Annotated in this window: 22 protein-coding genes and 1 tRNA gene; 21 read left to right on the plus strand and 2 right to left on the minus strand. The window is 37.4% G+C overall.

The window, feature by feature from the left end; translation table 11 throughout:
- Window positions 1-43 precede the first annotated feature (43 nt).
- The 10 genes from rpsO to dtd all read left to right on the plus strand — a co-directional run bounded on the left by rpsO (window position 44) and on the right by dtd (window position 10,328).
- Window positions 44-310: a 30S ribosomal protein S15 gene (gene rpsO, locus U9Q18_03565; GenBank protein ID MEA3313434.1), complete on the plus strand. Its 267-nt coding sequence runs from the start codon at window positions 44-46 to the stop codon at window positions 308-310.
- A gap of 1 nt (window position 311) precedes the next feature.
- Window positions 312-2,405, plus strand: coding sequence for a polyribonucleotide nucleotidyltransferase (locus U9Q18_03570; GenBank protein MEA3313435.1), 2,094 nt, complete (start codon window positions 312-314; stop codon window positions 2,403-2,405).
- Complete coding sequence (locus tag U9Q18_03575; protein MEA3313436.1) at window positions 2,402-3,649, plus strand: pitrilysin family protein; 1,248 nt, start codon at window positions 2,402-2,404, stop codon at window positions 3,647-3,649. The genes U9Q18_03570 and U9Q18_03575 overlap by 4 nt, the downstream gene beginning before the upstream one ends.
- A complete protein-coding gene (locus U9Q18_03580) occupies window positions 3,642-4,202 on the plus strand; it encodes a uracil-DNA glycosylase (GenBank protein MEA3313437.1) in 561 nt (186 codons plus the stop codon). The genes U9Q18_03575 and U9Q18_03580 overlap by 8 nt, the downstream gene beginning before the upstream one ends.
- Window positions 4,199-4,861 carry an HD domain-containing protein gene (locus U9Q18_03585; protein MEA3313438.1) on the plus strand — a complete coding sequence of 221 codons (663 nt, stop codon included), beginning with the start codon at window positions 4,199-4,201 and terminating at the stop codon, window positions 4,859-4,861. Before U9Q18_03580 ends, U9Q18_03585 begins: the two co-directional genes overlap by 4 nt.
- Before the next feature lie 64 nt (window positions 4,862-4,925).
- Entirely contained in the window at window positions 4,926-6,197 is a 1,272-nt protein-coding gene (gene secD, locus U9Q18_03590; GenBank protein ID MEA3313439.1) for a protein translocase subunit SecD, read from the plus strand.
- Window positions 6,198-6,208: 11 nt separating this feature from the next.
- Window positions 6,209-7,261: a protein translocase subunit SecF gene (gene secF, locus U9Q18_03595; GenBank protein ID MEA3313440.1), complete on the plus strand. Its 1,053-nt coding sequence runs from the start codon at window positions 6,209-6,211 to the stop codon at window positions 7,259-7,261.
- 68 nt (window positions 7,262-7,329) lie between these two features.
- Complete coding sequence (locus U9Q18_03600) at window positions 7,330-7,845, plus strand: adenine phosphoribosyltransferase (GenBank protein ID MEA3313441.1); 516 nt, start codon at window positions 7,330-7,332, stop codon at window positions 7,843-7,845.
- Window positions 7,846-7,918: 73 nt separating this feature from the next.
- Window positions 7,919-9,910 carry a bifunctional (p)ppGpp synthetase/guanosine-3',5'-bis(diphosphate) 3'-pyrophosphohydrolase gene (locus U9Q18_03605; GenBank protein ID MEA3313442.1) on the plus strand — a complete coding sequence of 664 codons (1,992 nt, stop codon included), beginning with the start codon at window positions 7,919-7,921 and terminating at the stop codon, window positions 9,908-9,910.
- Entirely contained in the window at window positions 9,870-10,328 is a 459-nt protein-coding gene (gene dtd / locus U9Q18_03610) for a D-aminoacyl-tRNA deacylase (GenBank protein MEA3313443.1), read from the plus strand. The genes U9Q18_03605 and dtd overlap by 41 nt, the downstream gene beginning before the upstream one ends.
- Here the strand turns inward: dtd and U9Q18_03615 are convergent.
- Window positions 10,307-10,381, minus strand: a tRNA-Ala gene (locus tag U9Q18_03615). The two genes, dtd and U9Q18_03615, sit on opposite strands and share 22 nt — an antisense overlap.
- A 79-nt stretch (window positions 10,382-10,460) precedes the next feature.
- Here U9Q18_03615 and mtnP point away from each other — a divergent pair.
- From mtnP to U9Q18_03670, 11 genes are all read left to right on the plus strand, one after another.
- Window positions 10,461-11,267, plus strand: coding sequence for an S-methyl-5'-thioadenosine phosphorylase (mtnP, locus tag U9Q18_03620; GenBank protein MEA3313444.1), 807 nt, complete (start codon window positions 10,461-10,463; stop codon window positions 11,265-11,267).
- 72 nt (window positions 11,268-11,339) lie between these two features.
- Entirely contained in the window at window positions 11,340-12,299 is a 960-nt protein-coding gene (locus U9Q18_03625) for an L-threonine 3-dehydrogenase (protein MEA3313445.1), read from the plus strand.
- A gap of 16 nt (window positions 12,300-12,315) precedes the next feature.
- Complete coding sequence (locus U9Q18_03630; protein ID MEA3313446.1) at window positions 12,316-13,548, plus strand: aminotransferase class I/II-fold pyridoxal phosphate-dependent enzyme; 1,233 nt, start codon at window positions 12,316-12,318, stop codon at window positions 13,546-13,548.
- Window positions 13,549-13,699: 151 nt separating this feature from the next.
- The gene (gene glmU / locus U9Q18_03635; protein MEA3313447.1) at window positions 13,700-15,070 is read left to right on the plus strand and encodes a bifunctional UDP-N-acetylglucosamine diphosphorylase/glucosamine-1-phosphate N-acetyltransferase GlmU; all 1,371 of its coding nucleotides are present in this window, start codon (window positions 13,700-13,702) and stop codon (window positions 15,068-15,070) included.
- Entirely contained in the window at window positions 15,063-16,022 is a 960-nt protein-coding gene (locus tag U9Q18_03640; GenBank protein ID MEA3313448.1) for a ribose-phosphate pyrophosphokinase, read from the plus strand. The genes glmU and U9Q18_03640 overlap by 8 nt, the downstream gene beginning before the upstream one ends.
- A 49-nt stretch (window positions 16,023-16,071) precedes the next feature.
- Complete coding sequence (locus U9Q18_03645; protein MEA3313449.1) at window positions 16,072-16,728, plus strand: 50S ribosomal protein L25; 657 nt, start codon at window positions 16,072-16,074, stop codon at window positions 16,726-16,728.
- A 74-nt stretch (window positions 16,729-16,802) separates the two neighbouring features.
- Window positions 16,803-17,576 carry a TIGR00282 family metallophosphoesterase gene (locus tag U9Q18_03650; GenBank protein ID MEA3313450.1) on the plus strand — a complete coding sequence of 258 codons (774 nt, stop codon included), beginning with the start codon at window positions 16,803-16,805 and terminating at the stop codon, window positions 17,574-17,576.
- Window positions 17,564-18,661 carry a hypothetical protein gene (locus U9Q18_03655; GenBank protein MEA3313451.1) on the plus strand — a complete coding sequence of 366 codons (1,098 nt, stop codon included), beginning with the start codon at window positions 17,564-17,566 and terminating at the stop codon, window positions 18,659-18,661. The genes U9Q18_03650 and U9Q18_03655 overlap by 13 nt, the downstream gene beginning before the upstream one ends.
- A complete protein-coding gene (miaB, locus tag U9Q18_03660) occupies window positions 18,648-19,907 on the plus strand; it encodes a tRNA (N6-isopentenyl adenosine(37)-C2)-methylthiotransferase MiaB (GenBank protein MEA3313452.1) in 1,260 nt (419 codons plus the stop codon). Before U9Q18_03655 ends, miaB begins: the two co-directional genes overlap by 14 nt.
- On the plus strand, window positions 19,904-20,812 hold the full coding sequence (miaA, locus tag U9Q18_03665; GenBank protein ID MEA3313453.1) for a tRNA (adenosine(37)-N6)-dimethylallyltransferase MiaA: 909 nt from the start codon (window positions 19,904-19,906) through the stop codon (window positions 20,810-20,812). The genes miaB and miaA overlap by 4 nt, the downstream gene beginning before the upstream one ends.
- On the plus strand, window positions 20,796-22,031 hold the full coding sequence (locus U9Q18_03670) for a methionine gamma-lyase family protein (GenBank protein MEA3313454.1): 1,236 nt from the start codon (window positions 20,796-20,798) through the stop codon (window positions 22,029-22,031). The genes miaA and U9Q18_03670 overlap by 17 nt, the downstream gene beginning before the upstream one ends.
- Window positions 22,032-22,041: 10 nt before the next feature.
- Here U9Q18_03670 and U9Q18_03675 read toward each other — a convergent pair.
- Window positions 22,042-22,399 (minus strand): hypothetical protein (locus U9Q18_03675; protein ID MEA3313455.1); only part of this gene is annotated, 358 nt, incomplete at its 5' end.

The raw sequence follows: 22,399 nt of genomic DNA on the forward strand, positions 1-22,399 counted from the left end.
AACCTTTGATGAAAGCGGAAATATAATAATTTAAGGAGGATTTATGATTACAAAAGACGAAAAAGAAGAAATTATTAAAAGATTTCAACGGCATGATGGAGACACTGGTTCTCCTGAGGTTCAGATAGCGCTTCTCACAAGTAGAATTTCTAAGCTTACCAAGCACTTGCAAACATTCAAACAAGATTATACTTCAAGGCGTGGTTTGTTTAAAATGGTTGGCGAGCGGAGAAGGCTTCTAAATTATTTGAAGAATGTTGATAAAAAGCGGTACAATAAGATCATTAAGGATCTTAAGTTGAGAGCTTAATATGGTTATAACTAAAGAGATTGAAATTAGTGGAAAAAGTGTTAAATTTGAGGTAGGCAGAGTAGCAAAACAGGCAGGTGGTGCAGTTATTGCCTCTTGCGGCGGGACTGTTGTGTTAGCAGTATCTACCATGGGAAAAGAATCTTCGGAGCCAATGAATTTTTTCCCACTTACTGTGGCATATTCGGAAAAAATGTATGCTGCAGGTAAAATTCCGGGTGGATTTTTTAAAAGAGGAGGAAGACCATCTGAGAAAGAAACGCTTAGTTCAAGGCTTATAGATAGGGCATTACGTCCCTTGTTCCCTGGACAGTTTAGGAGACCTGTTCAAATTATTGTGTACGTTCTTTCTTCCGGAGGGGAGATTTCTCCGGAAATACTTGCTCTCAGTGCTGCTTCAGCAGCATCGCTTATTTCGGATGAACCATTTACCGAAGCTGTGGGTGCTGTTAAAGTTGGTTTTATTGATGGTAAATTCGTGGTAAATCCATCGGAAAAGGAATTGAAAGAAAGTGATTTAAATTTAAGTATTGCCGGGACAAAAGACGCTCTTTTGATGGTTGAAGCTGGAGCAAATGAGATTTCAGAAGGCCAAATGATTGCTGCAATAGAACTTGCAATCCCCGAGATTAAAAAACTTGCTCTCATTCAAGAAGATTTGAGAGAAACGGTAGGGAAAGAGAAGATTACGGTAGCTGAAATTGCAGTTGATAAGTCTTTGAAAGAAGCTATTGCCCCTTTATTTCTTTCTAAAATTGAAACTGTTTTGCAGAGTACTGAAAAACTCCAAAGGGAAAAAGCTCTAGATGATATAAAAGAAGAAATTATAAAGAAAGAGTTAGAAGAAAATCCTGAAAAGGAAGCGGATATCAACTATATTTTTGACGAGCTTTTAGAAAAATACTTGAGAAAACGCACGTTGGAAGGAATAAGGGTAGACGGTAGAAAATTCAGCGAAATACGAGATATAAACATCGAGGTAGGATTGTTGAAGCATACGCACGGTAGCGGACTCTTTACGAGAGGACAAACGCAGGTTTTATCTATTGCAACGCTTGGTGCTCAGGGAGCAGGACAGCTTATAGAATCTCTTGAACCGGAATTTAAAAAACGATATATGCATTACTATAACTTTCCATCGTTTTCAGTAGGTGAAGTCAGGCCTATAAGGGGGCCCAGCAGGAGAGAAATTGGCCACGGTGCACTTGCTGAAAGAGCTTTATTGCCTGTACTACCTTCTGAAGAAGAGTTTCCGTATACAATAAGGGTTATTTCCGAGGTACTCGAGTCGAACGGTTCTTCATCGATGGCAGCTACTTGTGGATCTACTCTTGCACTTATGGATGCGGGTGTTCCCATCAAAAAGGCTGTTGCAGGCATTGCAATGGGTCTTGTGAGCGAAGGAGAACGGCATGCCATCCTTACTGATATTCAGGGAGAGGAAGATCATTTTGGAGACATGGATTTTAAGGTTACGGGAACTAAAGATGGAATAACTGCACTTCAAATGGATATTAAATTAAAAGGTGTTAAACTTGAAATTTTAAAGGAAGCTTTGAGCCAGGCAAAAGATGCAAGGCTTTTCATATTGGAGAAGATGCTGAGTGTTCTTCCTGGGCCAAGGGAAGAGATTTCTCCATATGCACCGCGCATTTTTACGATAAAAATTAGCCCGGATAAAATCGGATTGCTTATAGGCCCTGGCGGTAAAACAATTAAAGGCATCATTGGAGAAACAGAGTCGGATGTTAATATTGAACCTGATGGAACAGTATATATTAGTGCTCCTGATGGAGAGATAGGCGAGCAGATAAGAGCTCAAATAATTGGCCTACTTCAAGAACCCGAGGTGAATAAAATATACACCGGTAAAGTGGTGGATATTAAAAATTTTGGTGCTTTCGTACAAATTTTGCCAAATTCGGTGGGGCTTCTTCATGTTTCTCAATTGTCAGATAAATTTGTAAAAGATATCAACAAAGAGATTAAGGTTGGAGATGAAATAAAGGTAAAAGTGATGAAGGTGGAAGGCAATGGCAAGATTCAACTTACAAGGAAAGGGTTAGAGGAAAACTCATCTCAAAAAAAAGAATGACAAAAAGTAAAGAATATTTTTCTATAGACAAAACTTCAAGCGGCATACGGTATTTTATTGAAGAGAATAAATCTTTTCCTTCTGTGATAATCGGCGTGTTTATAAAATCTGGAAGCCGCTACGAACGTAAGAACGAACTGGGCGTAGCTCATTTTATTGAACACGCAGTTTTTAAGGGTACTAAAAGGCGTACATCGTATCAAGTATCACACGAAATAGAATGCCTTGGTGGCGGATTGAATGCTTATACATCTTCGGAATATTCTCTTTTTTACACGAAACTTCTTAGCAAGCATGCCGAGAAAGGGTTTGATATTCTATCAGATATTTTAATTAATCCTCTTTTTCATAGGACTCTTTTAAATAGAGAAAGAGCAGTAATAATGGAAGAAATCAACGAGTATTATGATACGCCGCAGGATATCTGCCAAGCGGAGGTACTTAGATCTATATGGGGTGATAACTCCGTAGCTAATAATCCTCTTGGGGAAAAGGAAACAGTAGAAAAATTAAAACGTTCAGACCTACTGAAATGGTTTAATAATTCGTTTAACAAGGAGAATATTTTTGTTTCTGTTGTTGGGGATATCGATAAAAAAACGATAAGTAATTACATAGAAGAATATTTTTCTGATATGCCTCATGGGAGCGAAATTGATACTTTTAACGAACCACCTACTTTTTTATTTCAGAAGAGATTATTTAAAAAGGATGGAGCACAGATTCATTTGGCTATTACCTTAAAAGGAGAAAAATCATTTAGTAGGCGTAGCATCCTTCAATCTATGTATACAACGAGCCTTGGAGGCAATATGTCTTCCAGGCTTTTTCAAAAACTGAGAGAAAAATCTGGGCTTGTTTATACTGTTTATGCATACCCGGTTAGTTTTTCCGATACGGGTGGAACGGCTATTTATGCTTCGGCACTTCCCGAAAATATCGAAAAAGTAGAAAACATCATAAACAAAGAGATTGATAATATTCGGGTGAAAGGGTTATCGAAGGAAGAATTTCAGGATGTTAGGGAGTATATTCTTGGAAATTTAGTTCTTGGGCTGGAAAGCAGCAGCGGACGCATGCAAAGAAATGGCGTACAGGGCATGTTTCAAGGAAAAGTAAAGAGTATAAAAGCGCTTATGCAAGAAGTGGAGTCAGTTAGATTTGATGAATTTTTGGCATTTGCCAAGGATATTTCCTCAAGTGAAAGAGGAAAAGTACTTGTTGGGGATCTGCAGAGTGAATAATCAACTTTTTAATGAGATTTCCAACAACATAAGTAAGTGCAATAAGTGTTCTCTTTGCAAGACAAGAACGTTGCCTGTACCCGGTGAAGGATCTATAAATGCTCGTATTTTTTTTATCGGTGAAGGTCCTGGTAAGCAAGAAGATTTAACAGGACGTCCATTTGTTGGAGCTGCAGGTAAATTTTTGGATGAGTTGTTGGCAGGTATTGATCTTAAAAGAGAAAATGTGTTTATTGGAAATATTGTAAAATGCCGTCCGCCAAATAATAGAGTCCCGCTTCCATTAGAAGTAGATGCTTGTAAACCGTACCTTATAGCGCAGATAGCTCTTGTGCAACCAGAAGTAATCTGTACATTAGGAAATACGCCTCTTAAAACTTTGATTTCTTCTGAGCTTAGCATTGGCAAGATACACGGAACTATTATTAAAAAAGATGGTTTTACATTTATGCCTATGTACCATCCTGCTGCTGTGCTTTATCATGGAGCTTTGAAGGGTACACTGAAAGAAGATTTCGATGAATTAAAAGATTTTCTGAGGAACAGAGAATGAAAATTTATCTTAAAGATGTAAAAAATAATGAAAAAGTGAAAATATATATTAAAAAAGCCGATGACTATCTTTGTGAAATAGGGTATACTGAACATGGATTCAGGCATGTTGGCATAACAGCAGATCTTGCTTTCAAGATATTAAAGAAAACAGGATTCCCGAAACGGGAGGCTGAGCTCGCTGCCATTGCTGGATGGCTGCATGATATGGGTAATTTTCTTGGCAGAGAAAATCATCCTCAGAATGGGGCTATCCTTGCTATGCGGGCACTGGAAGAAATGAATAGCGACATAAATGAAATTATAGCTGTAGGCGGAGCAATTGCAAACCATGAAGAGCCTTCAGGGATTGCTACTAACCCTATAACAGCAGCTGTTGTATTAGCTGACAAGGCAGATGTTCACAGAAGCAGGGTAAGAAATTCAAGTCCTGCAACTTTTGACATACATGACCGCGTAAACTTTGCTGTTGTAAAATCGAGTATTTTTGTGGATCAGGAGAAAAAAGAAATCTCTCTTAATTTAAGTATTGATACAAAAATTTGCCAGGTAATGGAATTTTTTGAAATTTTTCTTACGCGAATGGTTATGTGTAGGAAAGCAGCATCAGTTTTAGATTATGAATTTCGTTTAGAAGTAAATAAAACAAAGCTTTCTTAATTAACAAAAGGGAAGTTTTCTTTATATTAATTTTGTGAATTTAATGAAATGAGGAGGATTTAGGATGAGGAGAAAGAGAATTGTTGCTGTTATTGTTATTGCGCTTATATTTGTTACAGCTTTCTGGGTTGATTATGTTGGAATCCGTGCATTGAACAAGCCATTAGAAGAACTAACCTCTTTGGAGCAGGTAGTAAAACCAAGGTTTGGCTTAGATCTTAGGGGTGGTGTGAAATTTGTTTTAGAAGCAGAGAGCACCCCGGAAGTACAAGTAACAAGAGAAAAAATGGAAAGTACACTGGGTGTTTTAGAGAGAAGGGTAAATAATCTTGGCTTGAGTGAGGCCATTGTCGTGCAAGAAAAGGGTGCACACTGGATGCGAGTTGATGTAGAACTTCCAGGATGGAAAGATCCACAGCGTGCCAAGGAACTTATAGGGCAGACCGCGCTACTTGAATTCAAAACTGAAGATGGTACCGTTGTTCTAACGGGCGACCATATAGAAGATGCAAATCTTGCATTTAGCAATGATCCCGAGTCTCTTGGTGAGCCCATCATACAGTTTAAATTAGATAGTGAGGGTACTAAGATATTTGCTGATGTTACTGCTCAGAACGTGGGCAAAACAATTGCAATTTATCTTGACAGTAAATTGCTGATGAATCCAGTTGTGAGGAGTGCCATTACTGGAGGAGAAGGAATTATTGAAGGAGGCTTTACGGCCGAAGAAGCTGCGGAGGATGCGGCGCTTTTGAGAAGTGGTGCACTTCCCCTTAAGCTTAATTTTATCGAGGAAGATGTTGTAGGTCCTTCTCTTGGGCAGAAGTCTGTTAGAATGGCTTTGATTGCTATAATTATTGCAATACTTCTCATTTTCCTTTATATGATTTTCTTTTATCGTTTACTTGGCGTTCTTGCAACCATAGCACTTGTGTTTTATATGACGGTTGAAGTGGCTCTACTTTTCCTGCTACATGCAACATTATCACTACCTGCTATAGGAGGTGCAATTCTTTCGCTTGGTATGGCAGTAGATATCAATGTTATTGTATTTGAGAGAATGAAAGAGGAATTTAAGCTCGGCAAATCGACACGCTCCATTATTTCGGCTGGTTTTGCCAAAGCGTTCAGAACAGTATTTGATTCAAACTTGACGGTTCTTGTTGGCACAATAGTGTTGTTTTATTTTGGCTCTGGCGTGATTAAAGGATTTGCTGTAACTGTTTCTGTAGGTATTCTTGTAGGTTTTTTGAGTGGAGTTGTCGTGACCCATTCTCTTGCTAATTTACTGATTCCAGATTCTGCAGCAAAGAAACCGTGGATGTTTGGAATATAGGGGGTGCGTAGATGAACTTTAGAGAAAAAATAGCAAATTGGAATATTATAAAGCATACAAAGCTCTGGATAATTATTTCTGCTGTTATCATTTTAGTTGGCATTACTTCAATGATGGTTAATCAGCTTACTATTGGATCCCCCTTGAATTTTGGTATTGATTTTATGGGAGGGACGGTAATTACCCTTACATGTGAGGAAAAACCAGACATAGGGGCAGTGCGTGACATTCTTGCTTCTGAGGGGTTTAAAGATGCAATTATCCAGGAAGCGCAAGGAAATAAAATTTTTATTAAAGTTAAGGCAGAAACATTGAATAATGATGTAAAAAATAGCATTATTGATGAAATATCTACTAATGTAGCTAAGGTAGACACGGAGCAAATTGGTATTACCTCTATTGCGTCGGTTATTGGTGATGAACTCAAAAAAAGTGGGCTTATTTCACTTGCCCTTGCTCTCCTCTTTATACTTTTTTACATTACAATGCGGTTCACATTTAAATTTGCTCTTGCAACTATTATTGCCTTACTTCATGATGTCCTTGTTGCCCTCGGCTTGCTTGCACTTTTCAGAATAGAACTTAATGCTCCATTTATAGGAGCATTGCTTACCATTATGACATATTCCGTGGAGGATAGTGTTGTTGTGATGGATAGAGTACGAGAAAATGTAAAGTTTAGAGGAAAGGAGACTTTTCCCATGCTTGTCAACAAAAGCATTACTGAAGTCTGGGTAAGATCTATGAATACTTCCATTACAACATTTTTTGCATCTTTTGCATTGGTCGTTTTTGCAGGGCCTACAATGAGAGATTTTTCGATGACACTAATGTTTGGATTGCTTGCAGGAACTTACTCTTCGATTTACATTGCTTCTCCACTCCTTGTGTTATGGCACAAGGGTAAGGAAAAGATAAGTAGCGTAACGGAAAAACGCGTTATTTCTGTAGAGCCTCGTGTTGAAACTGCAATTGGTGAATCTCATTCGGACGAGAAAGTTTCTTTAAGTAAAAAGACTTTAAAGAAAAAGAGAGGAAAAAAATCTAAAAGGAAACGAAGATAATTTTTTATCTTTTGCTGAGTATACATTTTTTGGTATAATTTTAATGTAGCGACAAGGAGGAGGTAGAAATGGATTTAACAAAGTATATACGGAACATTCCAGATTTCCCGCAGAAAGGAATCCTATTTCGGGATATCACGACTTTGCTTTCTGACGGTAAAGCATTTGGCTATGCGATTGAGCAACTTGCAGATTTTTTTAAAGACAAAGGTATTGATAAAGTGGTAGGCATTGAAGCAAGGGGATTGATAATAGGTGCTCCCATTGCTGTTAAACTTGGCGTAGGTTTTGTGCCAATAAGAAAACCAGGCAAGCTTCCTTCTGAATTGGCAAGGAAAGAATACCAATTAGAGTATGGTATGTCTATCTTAGAGATGCATAAAGATGGCATAAAAAAGGGAGAAAGAATATTGATGGTAGACGATTTGCTTGCTACCGGAGGCACTGCAGCTGCAGCGAGTGATCTTGTCGAAGAAGCTGGTGGAAAAATTGTTGGTTGGGGTTTTATTATTATTTTGAAAAATCTTAAAGGAGAAGAGAAGTTAAAGAAATATCCTATATTTTCATTAATAAACTTCGATTAACTTGAACGAGCAAACATTATCCGAAAAATTACTTAAAGAAATCTCCTCTTATCTTGGCGATAAGGAGATTTCTTTGGTTAAAAGGGCTTACAAATTCGCAAAGGAAGCACACGGCGAACAGGTAAGAGAGTCGGGAAATAAATATATTATTCATCCGCTCCATGTCGCAATTATCCTTGTTGAGATGCGACTTGACGCAGAAAGTTATGCTGCAGCGCTTCTTCATGATGTTGTTGAAGATACATCTGTTACTCTGGACAAAATTAAAAAAGAGTTTGGAGAGAATATTGCTTTTCTTGTCGATGGTGTTACAAAATTAGAATATATGGATCATTTTTCTTCCGAAGAAACAAAGCTTGAAAATCTTCGAAAGATGCTCCTTTCAATGGCTTCAGATGTGAGAGTTGTCATTATAAAATTGGCAGACCGATTGCACAATATGAGGACTCTATTTTTTCTTCCTCCTGATAGGCAAAAACAGATTGCAACGGATACAATGGATATTTATGTTCCGCTGGCACACAGGCTGGGTATCTACAAAATAAAGTGGGAATTAGAGGATTTAAGTTTTAGATATCTCAAGCAGGATGAATATTACGAGCTTGCCAAAAGAGTTTCAAATAAAAGAGGAGAGAGAGAAAAATTTGTCAGTGACGTTGTGAAGGAAATCAAGAATTTACTGGACGAGCAAAGGATAAAAGCAGAGATTTCCGGACGGCCAAAAAATCTTTATAGTATATATAGAAAAATGGTGCGAGAGGAAAAAGAGTTTAACGAAATTTATGACCTTGCTGCCGTGCGAATCATTGTGTTGTCTGTCCCTGAGTGCTATCAAGTATTGGGTATTCTTCACAATTCGTATAAACCAATTCCCGGGAGGGTGAAGGATTATATAGCGATGCCGAAACCCAATGGGTATCGATCTCTTCATACAACGGTTATCACAAAGTCTGGCGAGCCACTTGAAATTCAAATTAGAACAAGAGAAATGCATAAGCATGATGAAATTGGCATAGCAGCACATTGGAAATATAAAGAAGGCATTCAGCTTGATAAGAATTATGAGAGTAAATTGATGTGGCTTCGTCAAATTGTTGATTGGCAAAAAGAAGTTCGGTCTACAAAAGAATTTGTAGAAATGATAAAAGGAGATTTATTTAGCGAAGAGGTGCTTGTTTTTACGCCAAAAGGCGATGTTATTGATCTTCCAGTGGGTGCTACTCCTATTGATTTCGCATATAGAGTACACACGGATGTCGGGAATTATTGTGTTGGAGCTAAAATAAATGGCGCTATTGTTCCTTTGCAGACAGAGCTAAAGACGGGAGACCGCGTAGAGATTCTTACGTCAAAGTCTTCAACCGGACCAAAACTTGATTGGCTACAATTCGTAAGAACTTCTTCTGCACGTTCAAAAATTAGGTATTGGCTTAGAAAATTGCGAGAGACACCAGAAGAAAAGAGCGAGAGAAAGGAAGAACAGCAGGAGAAGAAAGAAGTCAAAAAACTTTATGTACGCAAAGCTACTCCGCGCACCTTTCAGAAGAAAGAAACAATTTATTATCCTGCTGTCCCTGGTGTTAAAGGAATAAAGATATCTATTGCAAGATGTTGTAATCCGGAATCGCAGGATCCAATTGTAGGCTACGTAACGAGAGGAAGAGGAATAAAGATTCACAAGAAGGATTGTCCGAATTTAGCAGCGATTACAAGCAGTGGAGGGAAAGTGTTACCTGCTGTCTGGGAAGCAAAGGGAAAGGCAAAATTTTTGGTATATTTTAGAGTAACTGTTTGGAATGTGCCAGGTATTATTTATAGAATATCAAGAGTTACAAGTGAAATGAATGTGAATATAGAAAACTTTCGTACATCAAATAGGACAGAAAAAAGGAAACACGGGTATTACCAATCGTATTTACGTTTTTCTTTTGTTGCTGAAAAGCCTTCTCTTGTAGCGGATATTGCAAGGGAAGTTAAGCTTATTCCTGAAGTAATAACGGTACGGTGGAGTAAAAGGAGAATATATGAGGATAGTTCTTCAGAGAGTGAAGAGAGCGTCAGTTAGTGTTGACGGTGAACTTGTTTCAACAATTAGTAGCGGACTGCTTGTTTTAATTGGCGTGGAAAAGGGAGATACAGAAAGAGAAGCAAAGTATCTTGCAAAAAAGGTATGTGACTTAAGGATTTTTCCTGACGAACATGGGAAGATGAACCTTTCTGTAAAAGAGGTAAACAGTGAGGTTATGATTATCTCGCAATTTACACTTGCCTCTCGCATCAAGAAGGGCAATCGACCTGGTTTTAGCAATGCGGCGGGAGAAGAGTTAGCCATTTCGCTTTATGAATTATTCGTGGAAGAAATAAAAAAGCAGGTCAAGATTGTCAGGACAGGTATTTTTGGTGCATGTATGGAAGTAAATCTTGTTAATGACGGGCCGGTTACTTTTATTTTGGAAAAATTTGGTGGAGCAGAGGGGATTTGAACCCCTGACCTCATCCGTGCGAGGGATGCGTTCTCCCGCTGAACTACTGCCCCGTCAAATAATTATAGGTATAAAGTCTTAAAAAGCAATAGAAAAATTCTTGAAAAATGTTAGAATGGTATGGAGGTAAACATGAAAAGTATCGGTATTATTGGAGGTACTGGTGTTTATACGCCAGATTTTTTACAAAATGCAGAGTCAATATCTGTAAAAACTGAATTTGGCACTGTGGCGCTTATGCAGGGAGAGTTGGAAGGAAGAAATGTGTTTTTTGAAACTCGACATGGTACTGAACATACTGTGCCACCTCATAAAATAAACTACAGAGCCAATATTTTTTCTTTATACAAGTTGGGTGTTGAGCGCATTATTGCAACTGCTGCAGTAGGCTCAATTAATAGGGAGATTTTGCCCGGGACATTTGTTATTGTTAATCAATTTCTTGATTTTACAAAAAAGAGAGAAGATACTTTTTTTTCTCAAGGCAAGGTAGTACATACAGATTGTACAGACCCATATTGCCCCGAGTTAACTACTGCTATCCAAAAAGCAATGGAGAAATTTGATTATCCTTATTTCCCAAAAGGTACGTATGTATCTGTAGAAGGCCCAAGATTTGAAACAAGAGCGGAAATACGCGCTTACAGTATTTTAGGTGGGGATGTGGCTGGAATGACTGGCGTTCCTGAAGTAGTGTTAGCAAGAGAATTAGGCATGTGCTATGCTACGATTGCCGCTGTAACAAATTATGCAGCAGGTATTTCTGATCATATGATTTCTCACAAGGAAGTGGTAAATAAAATGGAAGAAATGAACAAAATGCTTCGCAATGTTTTAAGTGAAACAGTAATAAATATTCCCGGGGAAAGGCATTGTTCTTGTAGCGAAGCTCCTACATCAGGGATTAGAAATGTATTTAGTAAGGATTTCAATCTTTAAGAAAAAGGTGTATTAGGAAATAGCAAATTTAATTCTATTTTGATAGCGATTAGAAGAGGAGATATGGCATTTATGCGGAAGATTTTAGTGATAGGAGCAACAGGGCAAATTGGTTCTGAGCTTACATTAGCATTGCGTGGAAAGTATGGCAATGAAAATGTAGTAGCAGCAGGACATAAAAGAAAACCTAGTGAAGAGTTGTTTGATTCTGGGCCATTTGAAATTATTGACTGCGCAGAGATTGATACGATTGAGGAAATTGTGAAAAAGTACAAAATAGATACTATTTACCATTTGGCAGCGATACTTTCTGCAGTGGCAGAAGTCAAGCCGAAACTTGCCTGGAATGTAAATATTAACGGACTTTGTAATGTTTTAGATGTTGCACGTGAGCATAGATGTACTGTTTTTACCCCTAGTTCCATTGGTGCGTTTGGTCCCAATACACCAAAATATAATACACCTCAAGATACTATTCAGCGTCCCAATACAATGTATGGTGTTACCAAGGTTGCAGGAGAATTACTTTGCGATTATTATTTTAAAAAATTTGGGGTAGATACTCGTGGAGTACGTTTTCCCGGCATTATTTCTTATGCAACATTGCCCGGTGGGGGGACCACTGATTATTCTGTTGAAATCTTTTATGAAGCTCTTAAACATAGAAGGTATACATGTTATTTGAAACCTGATACATATATGGATATGATGTATATGCCAGATACGATAAAAGCAGCAATTGATATTATGGAGGCAGATCCTGAGAAATTAGTGCATAGAAATGCTTTTAATGTGACGGCAATGAGTTTTGCTCCTAAGGATATTGCAAATGAAATTAAAAAATATATCCCAGATTTTGTTATGGAATATAACATTGACCCGATGAGGCAGGCAATTGCCGATTCCTGGCCCAACAAAATGGACGATAGTACTGCCAAAGAAGAGTGGGGATGGAAACCAGAATATAATCTTGCTTCTATGACAAAGGATATGCTTGATAAACTGTCTAATAAGTTGGCAATTAAAATATAGATAGGGAGGTGAAATAATGCCACTTGATAAAGTTAAAGAGGTGTTATCGGCTCATTTAAAAGGGTTGGAAGATAAGGGAGCGCTTAAAGGAAATGAAACAGCAATAACTGGCATAAAACCGGCACAAAGTGATAAAGGTCCTAGATATTTTATACAAGGTTATGGCGAAAAAGGATTTTTGCGAATGAACGCGAATAACTATCTCGGAATGTCTTTAAAAAAGAAAGTAATAGAAGCTGAGGAAAAAGCTGCAAAGGAATTTGGAGCTGGACCTGGGGCTGTAAGATTTATAGGTGGTACTTATACTCCTCATATAGCGCTGGAGAAAAAACTTGCTGAATTCCATAGCAGAGAAGCATCTATGATCTTTAGTTCTGCATATTCGGCAGTGGTAGGCATATTAGCACCTATGATTACGCAAGATACTATTGTGATAAGCGATGAATTGAATCATAATTGTATTATTAATGGTATAAAATTATCCAGGCCGAGGGACAAAAAGATATATAAGCATAATGATATGGGTAGCCTAGCGTCAGTTTTAGAGAGTTCAGTTGGCAATTGCAAGCGGGTTATAATTGTAACTGATGGCATCTTTAGTATGAGGGGAGATCATGCTCCGCTTAAAAAAATAGCAGATTTAGCTGAAAAATACAATTCTAGTTTTGAAGAAGGGGTTCTTACATTTGTTGATGATTCACATGGTGTTGGTGCTATTGGAGAAACAGGTAGAGGAACAACGGAATATACACATGAAGATAGAATTGATGTGTTAGTTGCGACCCTTGGCAAAGCTCTCGGAGTAAATGGTGGGTATGTGGTAAGCAGTGCAGAGGTAATAAGGTTTTTGCGTGAAACTGCTCCATTTTATATTTATTCTAATCCTATTACTCCGCCAGAAGCAAGTGCAGCGCTTGTTTCATTAGAGATATTGGATAGCGATGAGGGAAGAGCGATGTTAAAACATTTACGTGAGATGACTGCACGATTTGAATCCGGCCTAATAGATATGAGGTATGAGGTAATAAAAGGAGAGCATCCTATTGTACCTCTTATGGTGAGGGATACAGAGAAAACTACAGAGCTTGTTGGATATTTAAAAGATAACGGTATTTTAGTGACTGGTCTTAATTTTCCTGTAGTTCCAAAAGGAAATCAAGAGATACGATTCCAAATCTGTGCTGACCATACCGAGCATGATATAGATTACGTGCTTGGAGTATTGCGCAAATACAAAGAAACTCGCTAAATTGTTGCCATAATCTGTCTCGTTAGGTTAAAAATATTACTTGTGTTATTGATAGCGAAAAGAAAAGGATGTTAGCTATGAAAAATATGGTAATGGGATGGTTTTGTTTTTTAAATAAGATTTATGGCTTAATCATAAGGAGTTGAGAACGATGAAAAATGTATGTATTATTTTAGCTGCTGGAGTAGGAAAGAGGATGCATTCATCTCTTCCAAAAGTGATGCACCCAATTTGTGGGCGACCTATGGTGCAATACGTGATAGATGCCGCAAAGGGGATATCTGATAAAGTTATTGTAGTAATTTCCGAAGAAATGGACAGAGATGGTTTTTCTGATGTTGAACTGGTTTATCAAAAAATCCCTCTTGGGACAGGAGATGCGGCAAAACAAGCACTTACTGCATCTGACAATATTTCGGATGAGATGCCAGTACTCATTATTACAGGAGATAATCCTTTGATAAAATCCTCTGATCTCAAAGAACTTCTTGCTTTTTATAAAAACACTAAGAGTAGTGCAGCATTGCTTACTGCTTTATCTGATAATCCGTTTGGTTTTGGCAGAATAGTCAGGGATAAGACTAATTTTGTCAAGATCGTTGAAGAAAAAGACGCAACAGAGGAAGAGAAGAAAATAAACGAGATCAATACAGGGATATATGTGTTTGCAAAAAAATATCTTGTTAGCGCAATTAACGAAATTACTCCCAATAATTTACAAAAAGAATATTATTTAACGGACGCACTTGCAATATTGAAGAAAAAAGGTGTAAAAGTAAGTGCAAAAAAGTTGGAAAGGAAATTTCCTGTGTACGGGGTTAATAACAGAAAAGAACTTTCTATTGCAACAAAGATTATTCAAGGAGAGATACTTGATAAATTGATGTTTTCAGGCGTTACAATTATAAATACGGATACTGTCAGTATTGATTTTGATGCAAAAATAGAGAATGATGTGACAATTCTTCCCGGGGTGTTACTCCAGGGGAGGACGACTATAGGAAAAGATTGTGTGATCGGGCCTAATACGCGTATTGTTAATTCTGTTATTAAAAATAATGTGAGTGTGGAGTATAGTGTAGTAAGACAGGCTAATGTGGGAGATAATTGCAAAATAGGCCCATTTGCTTATGTGCGGCCTGATAGCAAAATGAGTAAGAATGTTAAGATAGGTACTTTTGTTGAGGTAAAGAAATCTCAGTTTGGGGAAAATACAAAAGTTCCACATTTAGGTTATATTGGGGATACGGGAGTTGGGAAAAATGTGAACATTGGGGCAGGAACAATCACTTGCAATTATGATGGGCTTCAAAGCAAGAAGAAACCCACATTTATAGAGGAAGATGTATTTATTGGCTCTCACAATACACTTGTAGCGCCTGTAAAAATAGGGAAAGGTGCGTATACAGCAGCCGGATCTGTGATTACAGAAGAAGTTCCCGAGGGTGCGCTTGCTATTGGGAGAGCTAAACAGATAAATAAAAAAGAATGGGCAAAGAGGAGGAAAAAAAGCAATGGTTGATTTGAAAGGAGAAACAATAAAAATTTTTTCTGGTACGGCAAATAGGCAGCTTTCTGAAAAAATTGTAAAATATCTTGGTTTATCACTTGGGAAGGCGATTATTAATTATTTTCCTGATGGAGAAATTCATGTAAGATGCCTTGAAAATGTACGAGGGAGAGATGTTTTTGTCATTCAGCCGACTTTTTCCCCGGCGGATAATTTAATGGAGTTACTTATTATGATTGATACTTTAAAAAGAGCATCGGCTAACACTGTAGGTGCTGTTATTCCATTTTTTGGATATGCACGGCAGGATAGAAAGACAAAATCGAGGGAGCCTATCTCGGCAAAGCTTGTTGCAAACCTCATTACGATGGCGGGCGCTGACAGAGTAATGTCAGTAGACTTGCATGCAGGCCAGATACAAGGGTTTTTTGATATACCGATGGATAATCTTACGGCTGTGTTGACACTTGCTGGTTATATGCGTGGAAAAAATATTGAGAATCCTGTTGTTGTTTCTCCTGACGTGGGAGGTGTAGCGCGGGCGACTGAATTTGCCAGAGATATACCCCACTCAACTCAGGCAATATTTGTCAAGAGAAGACTTGGGCCAGAAGAAGTAGAAACGAGCAGGCTTATTGGTGAAGTTGAGGGGAAAAGCGTTATTTTTGTTGACGATGCGATCCATACAGGTAATACGATTATTAAAGCGTCAGAAGAAGTTTTAAAAAGGGGAGCAAAAAGGGTTTATGTGTGTGCAACGCATGGAATATTTGCAAAAGATAGCTTGAATAAATTTATGAAATCGCCCATAGAGGAAATAATCGTAACGGATACAATTCCCGTTGAAGAACGTAACCATTTACCTGATAAAATTAAGGTTCTTAGTGTAGCTCCACTAATAGGAGAGGCGATTAAAAGAGTATTTTTACATGAATCTATAAGTGCATTGTTTGAAAAAGATTGAAAGAATGTTATAATTAAATTTCAAAAAACTATAAAGGAGATGTACATATATGGAAAAGATAGTATTTAAGGCGATGAAAAGAGAAGTTTCTACTAAAGGGATGTTAAAGAAGCTTCGCAGTGAAGGATTTATTCCTGGCATAGCTTACGGAAAGACTGCAAAACCTATTCCTATCACAATTAACGAAAAGGAATTTATTAATATTATAAAACATAAAGGGACAAGTGTTATTGTTAACCTCGACATCGATGGGACTACTTACTTTACAATCCTTAAGGATATACAAAAAGACCCTCTTGGTGATAAGATTGTGCATGTGGATTTTTTAGAGGTAGATCTGGATAAACCTGTGCTTACGAAGGTACCGATTGTGGTTGTAGGTGAATCGAAAGGAGTAAAAGTTGGTGGCGTACTTGAGCATACGCTGTATGACATCAAGGTAGAAGCTGCTCCTCTTGACATTCCTGACAAAATTGCGGTTGATGTAACAGAACTTGATATAAATGATGTTGTGCACGTAAGTGACCTTGTTCTTTCCGATAAAGTGAAAGTACTTACCCCACTAGACACAGTTGTGGTAGGAGTTGGGCATCCCACAAAGGAAGAAGTGGTACCGGTGGAAGTTGAAGCTGGTGAAGAAGCTGGTGAAGAAGCTGGTGAAGAAGCTGGTGAAGAAGAACAGAAAGAAGAAGCGAAAAAGGAATAATAAGTTAGTTTTTAAGATATAAAGCGGCCGGTACTATTTTTACCGGCTCCTTTTGTTTGTGATGGGAGAGATAAATGAAAATACTTTTTATTGGAGATGTGTTTGGGAAGCCTGGAAGAAAAGCCGTTAGAAAGGCGCTGCCTGAATTAAGAGAAAAATATAGTCCTGATTTTATTATCTTAAATGGAGAAAATGCAGCGCACGGAACGGGAATCACAGAAAAAAGTGCACGGGAACTTTTTTCTTTTGGCGTAGATGTCATTACTGGAGGAAACCATAGTTTCGATAAGAAACAATTTTGGGATCAGTTTGATGATTTTCCTTTTCTTTTGCGTCCTGCAAATTTTCCATCATGTGCAAGAGGCAAAGGCCATGTTGTAATTGAAAAAGATAATATGAAATTGGGAGTAGTGAATTTACAGGGAAGAATAGAGCTACCTCCACTCGATTCGCCTTTTGTTGTAGGAAAACAGTTAGTTGAAGCGATGCAAAAAGAGACTTCTTGCATAATGATTGATTTTCATGCAGAGGCAACCAGCGAAAAGAGGGCATTTGGTTTTTTCATGGATGGATTTGTAAGCGCAGTTATTGGTACGCATACACATGTGCCTACTGCAGATGAAACAATTCTTCCACGTGGCACAGCTTATATTACAGATGTTGGAATGACTGGTGTAGAAGAATCTGTTATAGGAGTAAAAAAGGAGTTGGCAATCAAAAGATTTTTAACACTTCTTCCGTTAACATTTGAAGTTGCAGAAGGTAATGTGATTTTAGATTTTGTAGTCATTGATATTGCAAATAATGGCAAGGCAAAAAGCATATTGAGAAGAAGATGGAGAGAGTAAAATCTATTATAACTGATGCACTTTCAGATACATTTGTTGAGGCACTGAAGGCAAAGATAACCAACATCTACATTGTTGGAGGCGCTATAAGGGATGCTTTTTACGGTAAAGATCTTAAAGATTTTGATTTTATAGTAAAGGAAAACGACTTTGAAAAAGTTTTGGATTTTTTTGAAAATAGCAATTTGAAATACTTCTTGTTGAATGCAAAGGATTTTTTGTTTCTGAGAACTATTCAAGGTGATTATACATTTGATTTTATGAAGATTACAAATAGTATAGACGATAATCTTATGCTGCGAGATTATACAATTAACGCTGTCTGTTATTCCCTTTCAGAAAAAAAGTTTTTTTACAGAGCTATTTCACTAAAAGATCTTGAAGATCGTGTATTGAGATCTGTTTCTCCGACTTCTATTAGCGAAGATCCGGTACGTGTTCTTCGGGGAATTCGGCTTGCAACAGAATTTGGTCTTTCCATCGACGAAGATACAAGGGAACAGATTAAAAGTGCATTTTTTTTTCTTAAATCGACTAAAAAAGAGAGACGAAGAGAGGAGCTAAAAAAGATTCTTGATTTAGATGTCCAATCTGTATTAAAAGTACTTGAAATATTTTTTCCTGGGAAAAATTTCTCGTTTATCCTTAAAAAAATTAATTTATCCATGCAGTTTAATGAATTAGACAAAGAGATTAATAGGGATTTTACATACAGAGATGCTTTTATTGTGGCGCTATTTTCATACGTTTTTTTAGAGTATCCTGTATTGGATATTTTAGGTTTAAGCCGGAAGGAAGCTGAAATAGCGAATAAAATTGTTGGAGAAAAAGTAGAGGACAGCTTTGATTCATTGTTTTCTCTTTTTACTCGATATAGAAGTATTTGTATTCCTTTAGCAGCAGCTCTTTTTTCGTTAGAAGGGAAAGAGGCGGCAAAGGCAAGCAAATTTTTCGTTGAATGCAGTAATGTAAAGATTGATGGCAGTAAGCTAGGAAAAAAATTTAATGTGGAAGGAAAAGAACTGGGAGTTTTGAAAGGACACATACTTGCGAAGGAGTGTAAAAAGCTTTATGAAAAATTTTAAGATTGTCACATATGGCTGCCAGATTAATGAATATGAGTCCGAAAAATTTAGAGAGGCACTCCTGTCTTTTGGATATAACGAGGTAGAAAAGGATGAAGATGCGGATTTAATTCTACTAAATAGCTGCGCTGTTCGGGAAAAGGCGAATTTAAAACTTCTCAGCAAAATAGGACGCATAAGAAAACTTTTTGAAAGACAGGGCCACCCGGTTTCTGTTGTAACGGGATGTGTTGCCAGTGTAAGTGAACAGGCAATAAAGAGAGTTGGTGAAAAAAGCATTATTGCTCTATTTAAAGGATACGAGTCTCTTGAGGACCGTATTAAAAAGTTAAAAAAATTGCTTTCTGTAACTGGTGAGGAAAAAATTTCCCCTCCACGAAAAGTGTTTGCATATGTGCCTATTATTTATGGGTGCAATGATTTTTGTAGTTATTGTATTGTTCCTATTGCTAAGGGGAGGGAACGGAGCAGGACAAAAGAAGAAATATTGGAAGAGGTAAATACGCTCGTTAAAAACGGTACGCAGGAAGTTGTTTTGCTGGGACAAAATATTAATCATTACGGGCGCGATCTGAAGTACAAAAATGGTTTTATTGAAATACTTGAAGATGTTAATAAAATCCCTGGCCTTAAGAGATTAAGATATCTTACCCCTTATCCTGCGAATTTTACTCTTTCTATTTTAGAACGGATGAGGAAGTTAAAAAAATTGTGCTCGCATTTTCATTTGCCTGTCCAGGCAGGGAGCAATAAAATATTAAAATCTATGAAGAGAGGCTATACGAGAGAACAATATATCGAGCTTATAGACAGTGTGCGAATGCTTTTTCCTGATACAAGTATTACTACTGATATTATTGTGGGATTCCCCGGAGAAAGCGAAAAAGATTACAATGAAACTAAATCACTTGTTGAATATATGCAATTTGATAGAAGTTTTGTTGCTGCTTATTCAAAGAGGCCAAATACTCCAGCAGCAGTGATGGAAGAGCAGATTGACGAGAAGGAAAAAAAGAGAAGACTGAACGACCTTCTTTCTTTACAGAATGCTATTTCTTTAAAGAAAAACCGTTTCTTTATAGGAAAAACTGTTGAAGTTTTGATCGAATCAATTGTTGGAGTACAGGCTTTTGGCAGGATACCACAGGATAAATTAGTTATTGTAGAGGGGTGTGCTGCACGTGTTGGCGATATCATTAAAACCGAGATTGTAGATGCTGATTTTATTCACCTGCGAGGCAAATGAAAATTATTATTATTTTAGGACCTACTGCAACGCATAAGACGCAACTCAGTTTGTGTATTGCGGATAAATTTCCTGTTGAGATTATATCTGCAGATTCTATGCAGTTTTATAGAGGAATGGAGATAGGAACGGATAAAGTGGGGAAAGATATCCGAAACAAAGTACAGCACCATTTAATCGACGTTGTAACCGTGCAGGAAGAGTTTAATGTTGCAGAGTTTAAAAGGTATGCCGAGGTGGCAATTAGCAACATTTTTAAGCGGAAAAAGATACCACTAATAGTTGGTGGGTCAGGTCTTTATATAAGAAGCATTACAGAAGGGTTTCCTGTTGAATTTTCAGCACCTCCTGATGCGGTATTACGGAAAGAGCTCAATATGTTGTCTTTTGCTGTTTTAAGAAAAATGGCAGAAAGTATCGATAAAGATGCTTCAGACAGGGTTAATGACAGGAAGCGCCTTATAAGGATTATTGAATTTTTCAGGCAAACTGGGTGTAAAATTTCTTCTATTGAGAACAAGGAAGTTCGTTATGAGTTCTTAAAAATAGGACTAACAAAAGAGAGGAAACTTCTCTATCGGGATATTGAAAAGCGCGTAGAAAAGATGTTTGATAAAGGTTTTGTGGCAGAAGTACAAAGATTAAGGGATATTTATCCTAATTGGTCAAAAACAGCTTTACAGGCAATTGGATACAGGGAAGTTTTGCAATACCTTGACGGAACCATTTCTTTTGAAAAAGCTAAGGAAGAAATTAAAAAAAGAACAAGGCATCTTGCCAAAAAACAAATTACCTGGTTTAAAAAAGAGAATAACGTGCACTGGATTAATACGGCAGATTTAAATGATACAAAAAAACAGGCAGAAAAACTTGTAAAGGCGTTTTTATATGAGCATTCAAATTAGGAAAGAACTTATAAATCTTGCTGAGCGATGCGAAGGCGAGCTTTCGGAGGAGTTTAAAAAAGTAAACAAGATAAAGAGTAGTAATTTTTATAAAGTATTAGATGCGTTTAGAGAATCTCATATTTCTGTTTTTCATTTCAGGGATACAACGGGATATGGGCTTTCTGATCCCGGCAGAGATAAGGTAGAGGAAGGTTACAAAAGAATTTTTAATACAGAAGCGGCACTTGTCAGGCCTCAAATTGTTTCCGGTACGCATGCAATTTCCATTTCGTTTTTTGGTTTGCTTCGTCCTGCCGATACGCTTCTTTACCTGAGTAGAGATCCATATGAAACAGGTGAAGCTATAATAGGATTAAGGAGAGCGACAGGTTCTTTGAAAGAATACGGAATAAAGTTTGATAAAACAGATATGACTAAAAGTATTGAAAAAGAAAAAATAAAAAGAGCAGCCGTAGACGTTATTCAACGCTCTGGTGGATACTCATACAAAAAATCTCTTACAATTAGGGAGATTAGCAGGATGATAAAAAAGGCAAAAGCAGTTAACCCGAATATTTGTATTATGGTAGACAATTGCTACGGGGAATTTGTTGACGAGAAGGAACCAACGGAAGTAGGTGCCGATATCGTGGTGGGATCCCTTATAAAGAATATGGGTGGAGCAATTACCCCAACAGGAGGTTACATCGCTGGAAAAGAAAAATATATTGAAAAGATTGAAGCAATGCTTACTACTCCGGGAACAGGAAGGGAAATTGGGCCAATGCTTTCTCTTACTCGCCTTTTTCTTCAAGGGGCTTTTTTTGCTCCACTTGTTGTGTCTAATGCGTTAAAAGGAGCAATTTTTGCTGCAAAGTTTTTTAAAGAGCTGGGATATGATGTAAAACCCCTTTTTAATGAAGAGCGGGGTGATATTGTTCAGGGAATTCTTTTAAGATCTCCTGAAAAGCTTGTTACGTTTGCACAAGCTTTTCAGGGTGTATCACCAATAGATTGGGATGCTGAAGTTCTTCCATCGCCACTTGCAGGTTATGAAAATGATATTTTAATGGCAGCAGGTACATTTATACAAGGCTCTTCAATTGAATTATCAGCTGATGCACCGATGAGGGAGCCGTATGCAGTTTATTTACAAGGTGGCATTTATTACGAGCATTCAAAGCTTGCTTCACTTTTCGCTGCTGAGAAGTTAATAGGACTTGAGAAAAAGGTATAAGAATAGGTAATTACGAGTACTGAATTTCAGATGTTTTCTTTCTGATAAATTTTAACATCATATTGACGGGGAGAAGCATTGTGGACCATGGTAGTTGTGCAATCGCAATGACTAAAGCGACTTTTGGATCAAAAAATTCAAATGCAAGAACCATTACAATGGATACATTTGTAAATGTTTTTGAATTAGATACGGCAATTTTTTCTTTCAGGTTTAACCAGAAAACTATAATAAACCCAAAAAACATAAAGAAAAAATATTCAGGGTATACGATTAATAAATATTTTACTACCTGAAGTGGGTTGGATTTTATGAACAGGGCATTTATAGATATTACTGTTAGCGAAATAAGAAATACGGGTATTATG

This window comes from Caldisericota bacterium (assembly GCA_034717215.1).
GTDB lineage: Bacteria > Caldisericota > Caldisericia > Caldisericales > Caldisericaceae > UBA646.

What these genes read in the sequence shown, in the direction of transcription:
- rpsO (MEA3313434.1), top strand. Translation starts at nt 44, where the DNA reads ATGATTACAAAAGACGAAAAAGAAGAAATTATTAAAAGATTTCAACGG.
- U9Q18_03570 (MEA3313435.1), top strand. Translation starts at nt 312, where the DNA reads ATGGTTATAACTAAAGAGATTGAAATTAGTGGAAAAAGTGTTAAATTT.
- U9Q18_03575 (MEA3313436.1), top strand. Translation starts at nt 2,402, where the DNA reads ATGACAAAAAGTAAAGAATATTTTTCTATAGACAAAACTTCAAGCGGC.
- U9Q18_03585 (MEA3313438.1), top strand. Translation starts at nt 4,199, where the DNA reads ATGAAAATTTATCTTAAAGATGTAAAAAATAATGAAAAAGTGAAAATA.
- secD (MEA3313439.1), top strand. Translation starts at nt 4,926, where the DNA reads ATGAGGAGAAAGAGAATTGTTGCTGTTATTGTTATTGCGCTTATATTT.
- secF (MEA3313440.1), top strand. Translation starts at nt 6,209, where the DNA reads ATGAACTTTAGAGAAAAAATAGCAAATTGGAATATTATAAAGCATACA.
- U9Q18_03600 (MEA3313441.1), top strand. Translation starts at nt 7,330, where the DNA reads ATGGATTTAACAAAGTATATACGGAACATTCCAGATTTCCCGCAGAAA.
- dtd (MEA3313443.1), top strand. Translation starts at nt 9,870, where the DNA reads ATGAGGATAGTTCTTCAGAGAGTGAAGAGAGCGTCAGTTAGTGTTGAC.
- mtnP (MEA3313444.1), top strand. Translation starts at nt 10,461, where the DNA reads ATGAAAAGTATCGGTATTATTGGAGGTACTGGTGTTTATACGCCAGAT.
- U9Q18_03625 (MEA3313445.1), top strand. Translation starts at nt 11,340, where the DNA reads ATGCGGAAGATTTTAGTGATAGGAGCAACAGGGCAAATTGGTTCTGAG.
- U9Q18_03630 (MEA3313446.1), top strand. Translation starts at nt 12,316, where the DNA reads ATGCCACTTGATAAAGTTAAAGAGGTGTTATCGGCTCATTTAAAAGGG.
- glmU (MEA3313447.1), top strand. Translation starts at nt 13,700, where the DNA reads ATGAAAAATGTATGTATTATTTTAGCTGCTGGAGTAGGAAAGAGGATG.
- U9Q18_03640 (MEA3313448.1), top strand. Translation starts at nt 15,063, where the DNA reads ATGGTTGATTTGAAAGGAGAAACAATAAAAATTTTTTCTGGTACGGCA.
- U9Q18_03645 (MEA3313449.1), top strand. Translation starts at nt 16,072, where the DNA reads ATGGAAAAGATAGTATTTAAGGCGATGAAAAGAGAAGTTTCTACTAAA.
- U9Q18_03650 (MEA3313450.1), top strand. Translation starts at nt 16,803, where the DNA reads ATGAAAATACTTTTTATTGGAGATGTGTTTGGGAAGCCTGGAAGAAAA.
- U9Q18_03655 (MEA3313451.1), top strand. Translation starts at nt 17,564, where the DNA reads ATGGAGAGAGTAAAATCTATTATAACTGATGCACTTTCAGATACATTT.
- miaB (MEA3313452.1), top strand. Translation starts at nt 18,648, where the DNA reads ATGAAAAATTTTAAGATTGTCACATATGGCTGCCAGATTAATGAATAT.
- miaA (MEA3313453.1), top strand. Translation starts at nt 19,904, where the DNA reads ATGAAAATTATTATTATTTTAGGACCTACTGCAACGCATAAGACGCAA.
- U9Q18_03670 (MEA3313454.1), top strand. Translation starts at nt 20,796, where the DNA reads ATGAGCATTCAAATTAGGAAAGAACTTATAAATCTTGCTGAGCGATGC.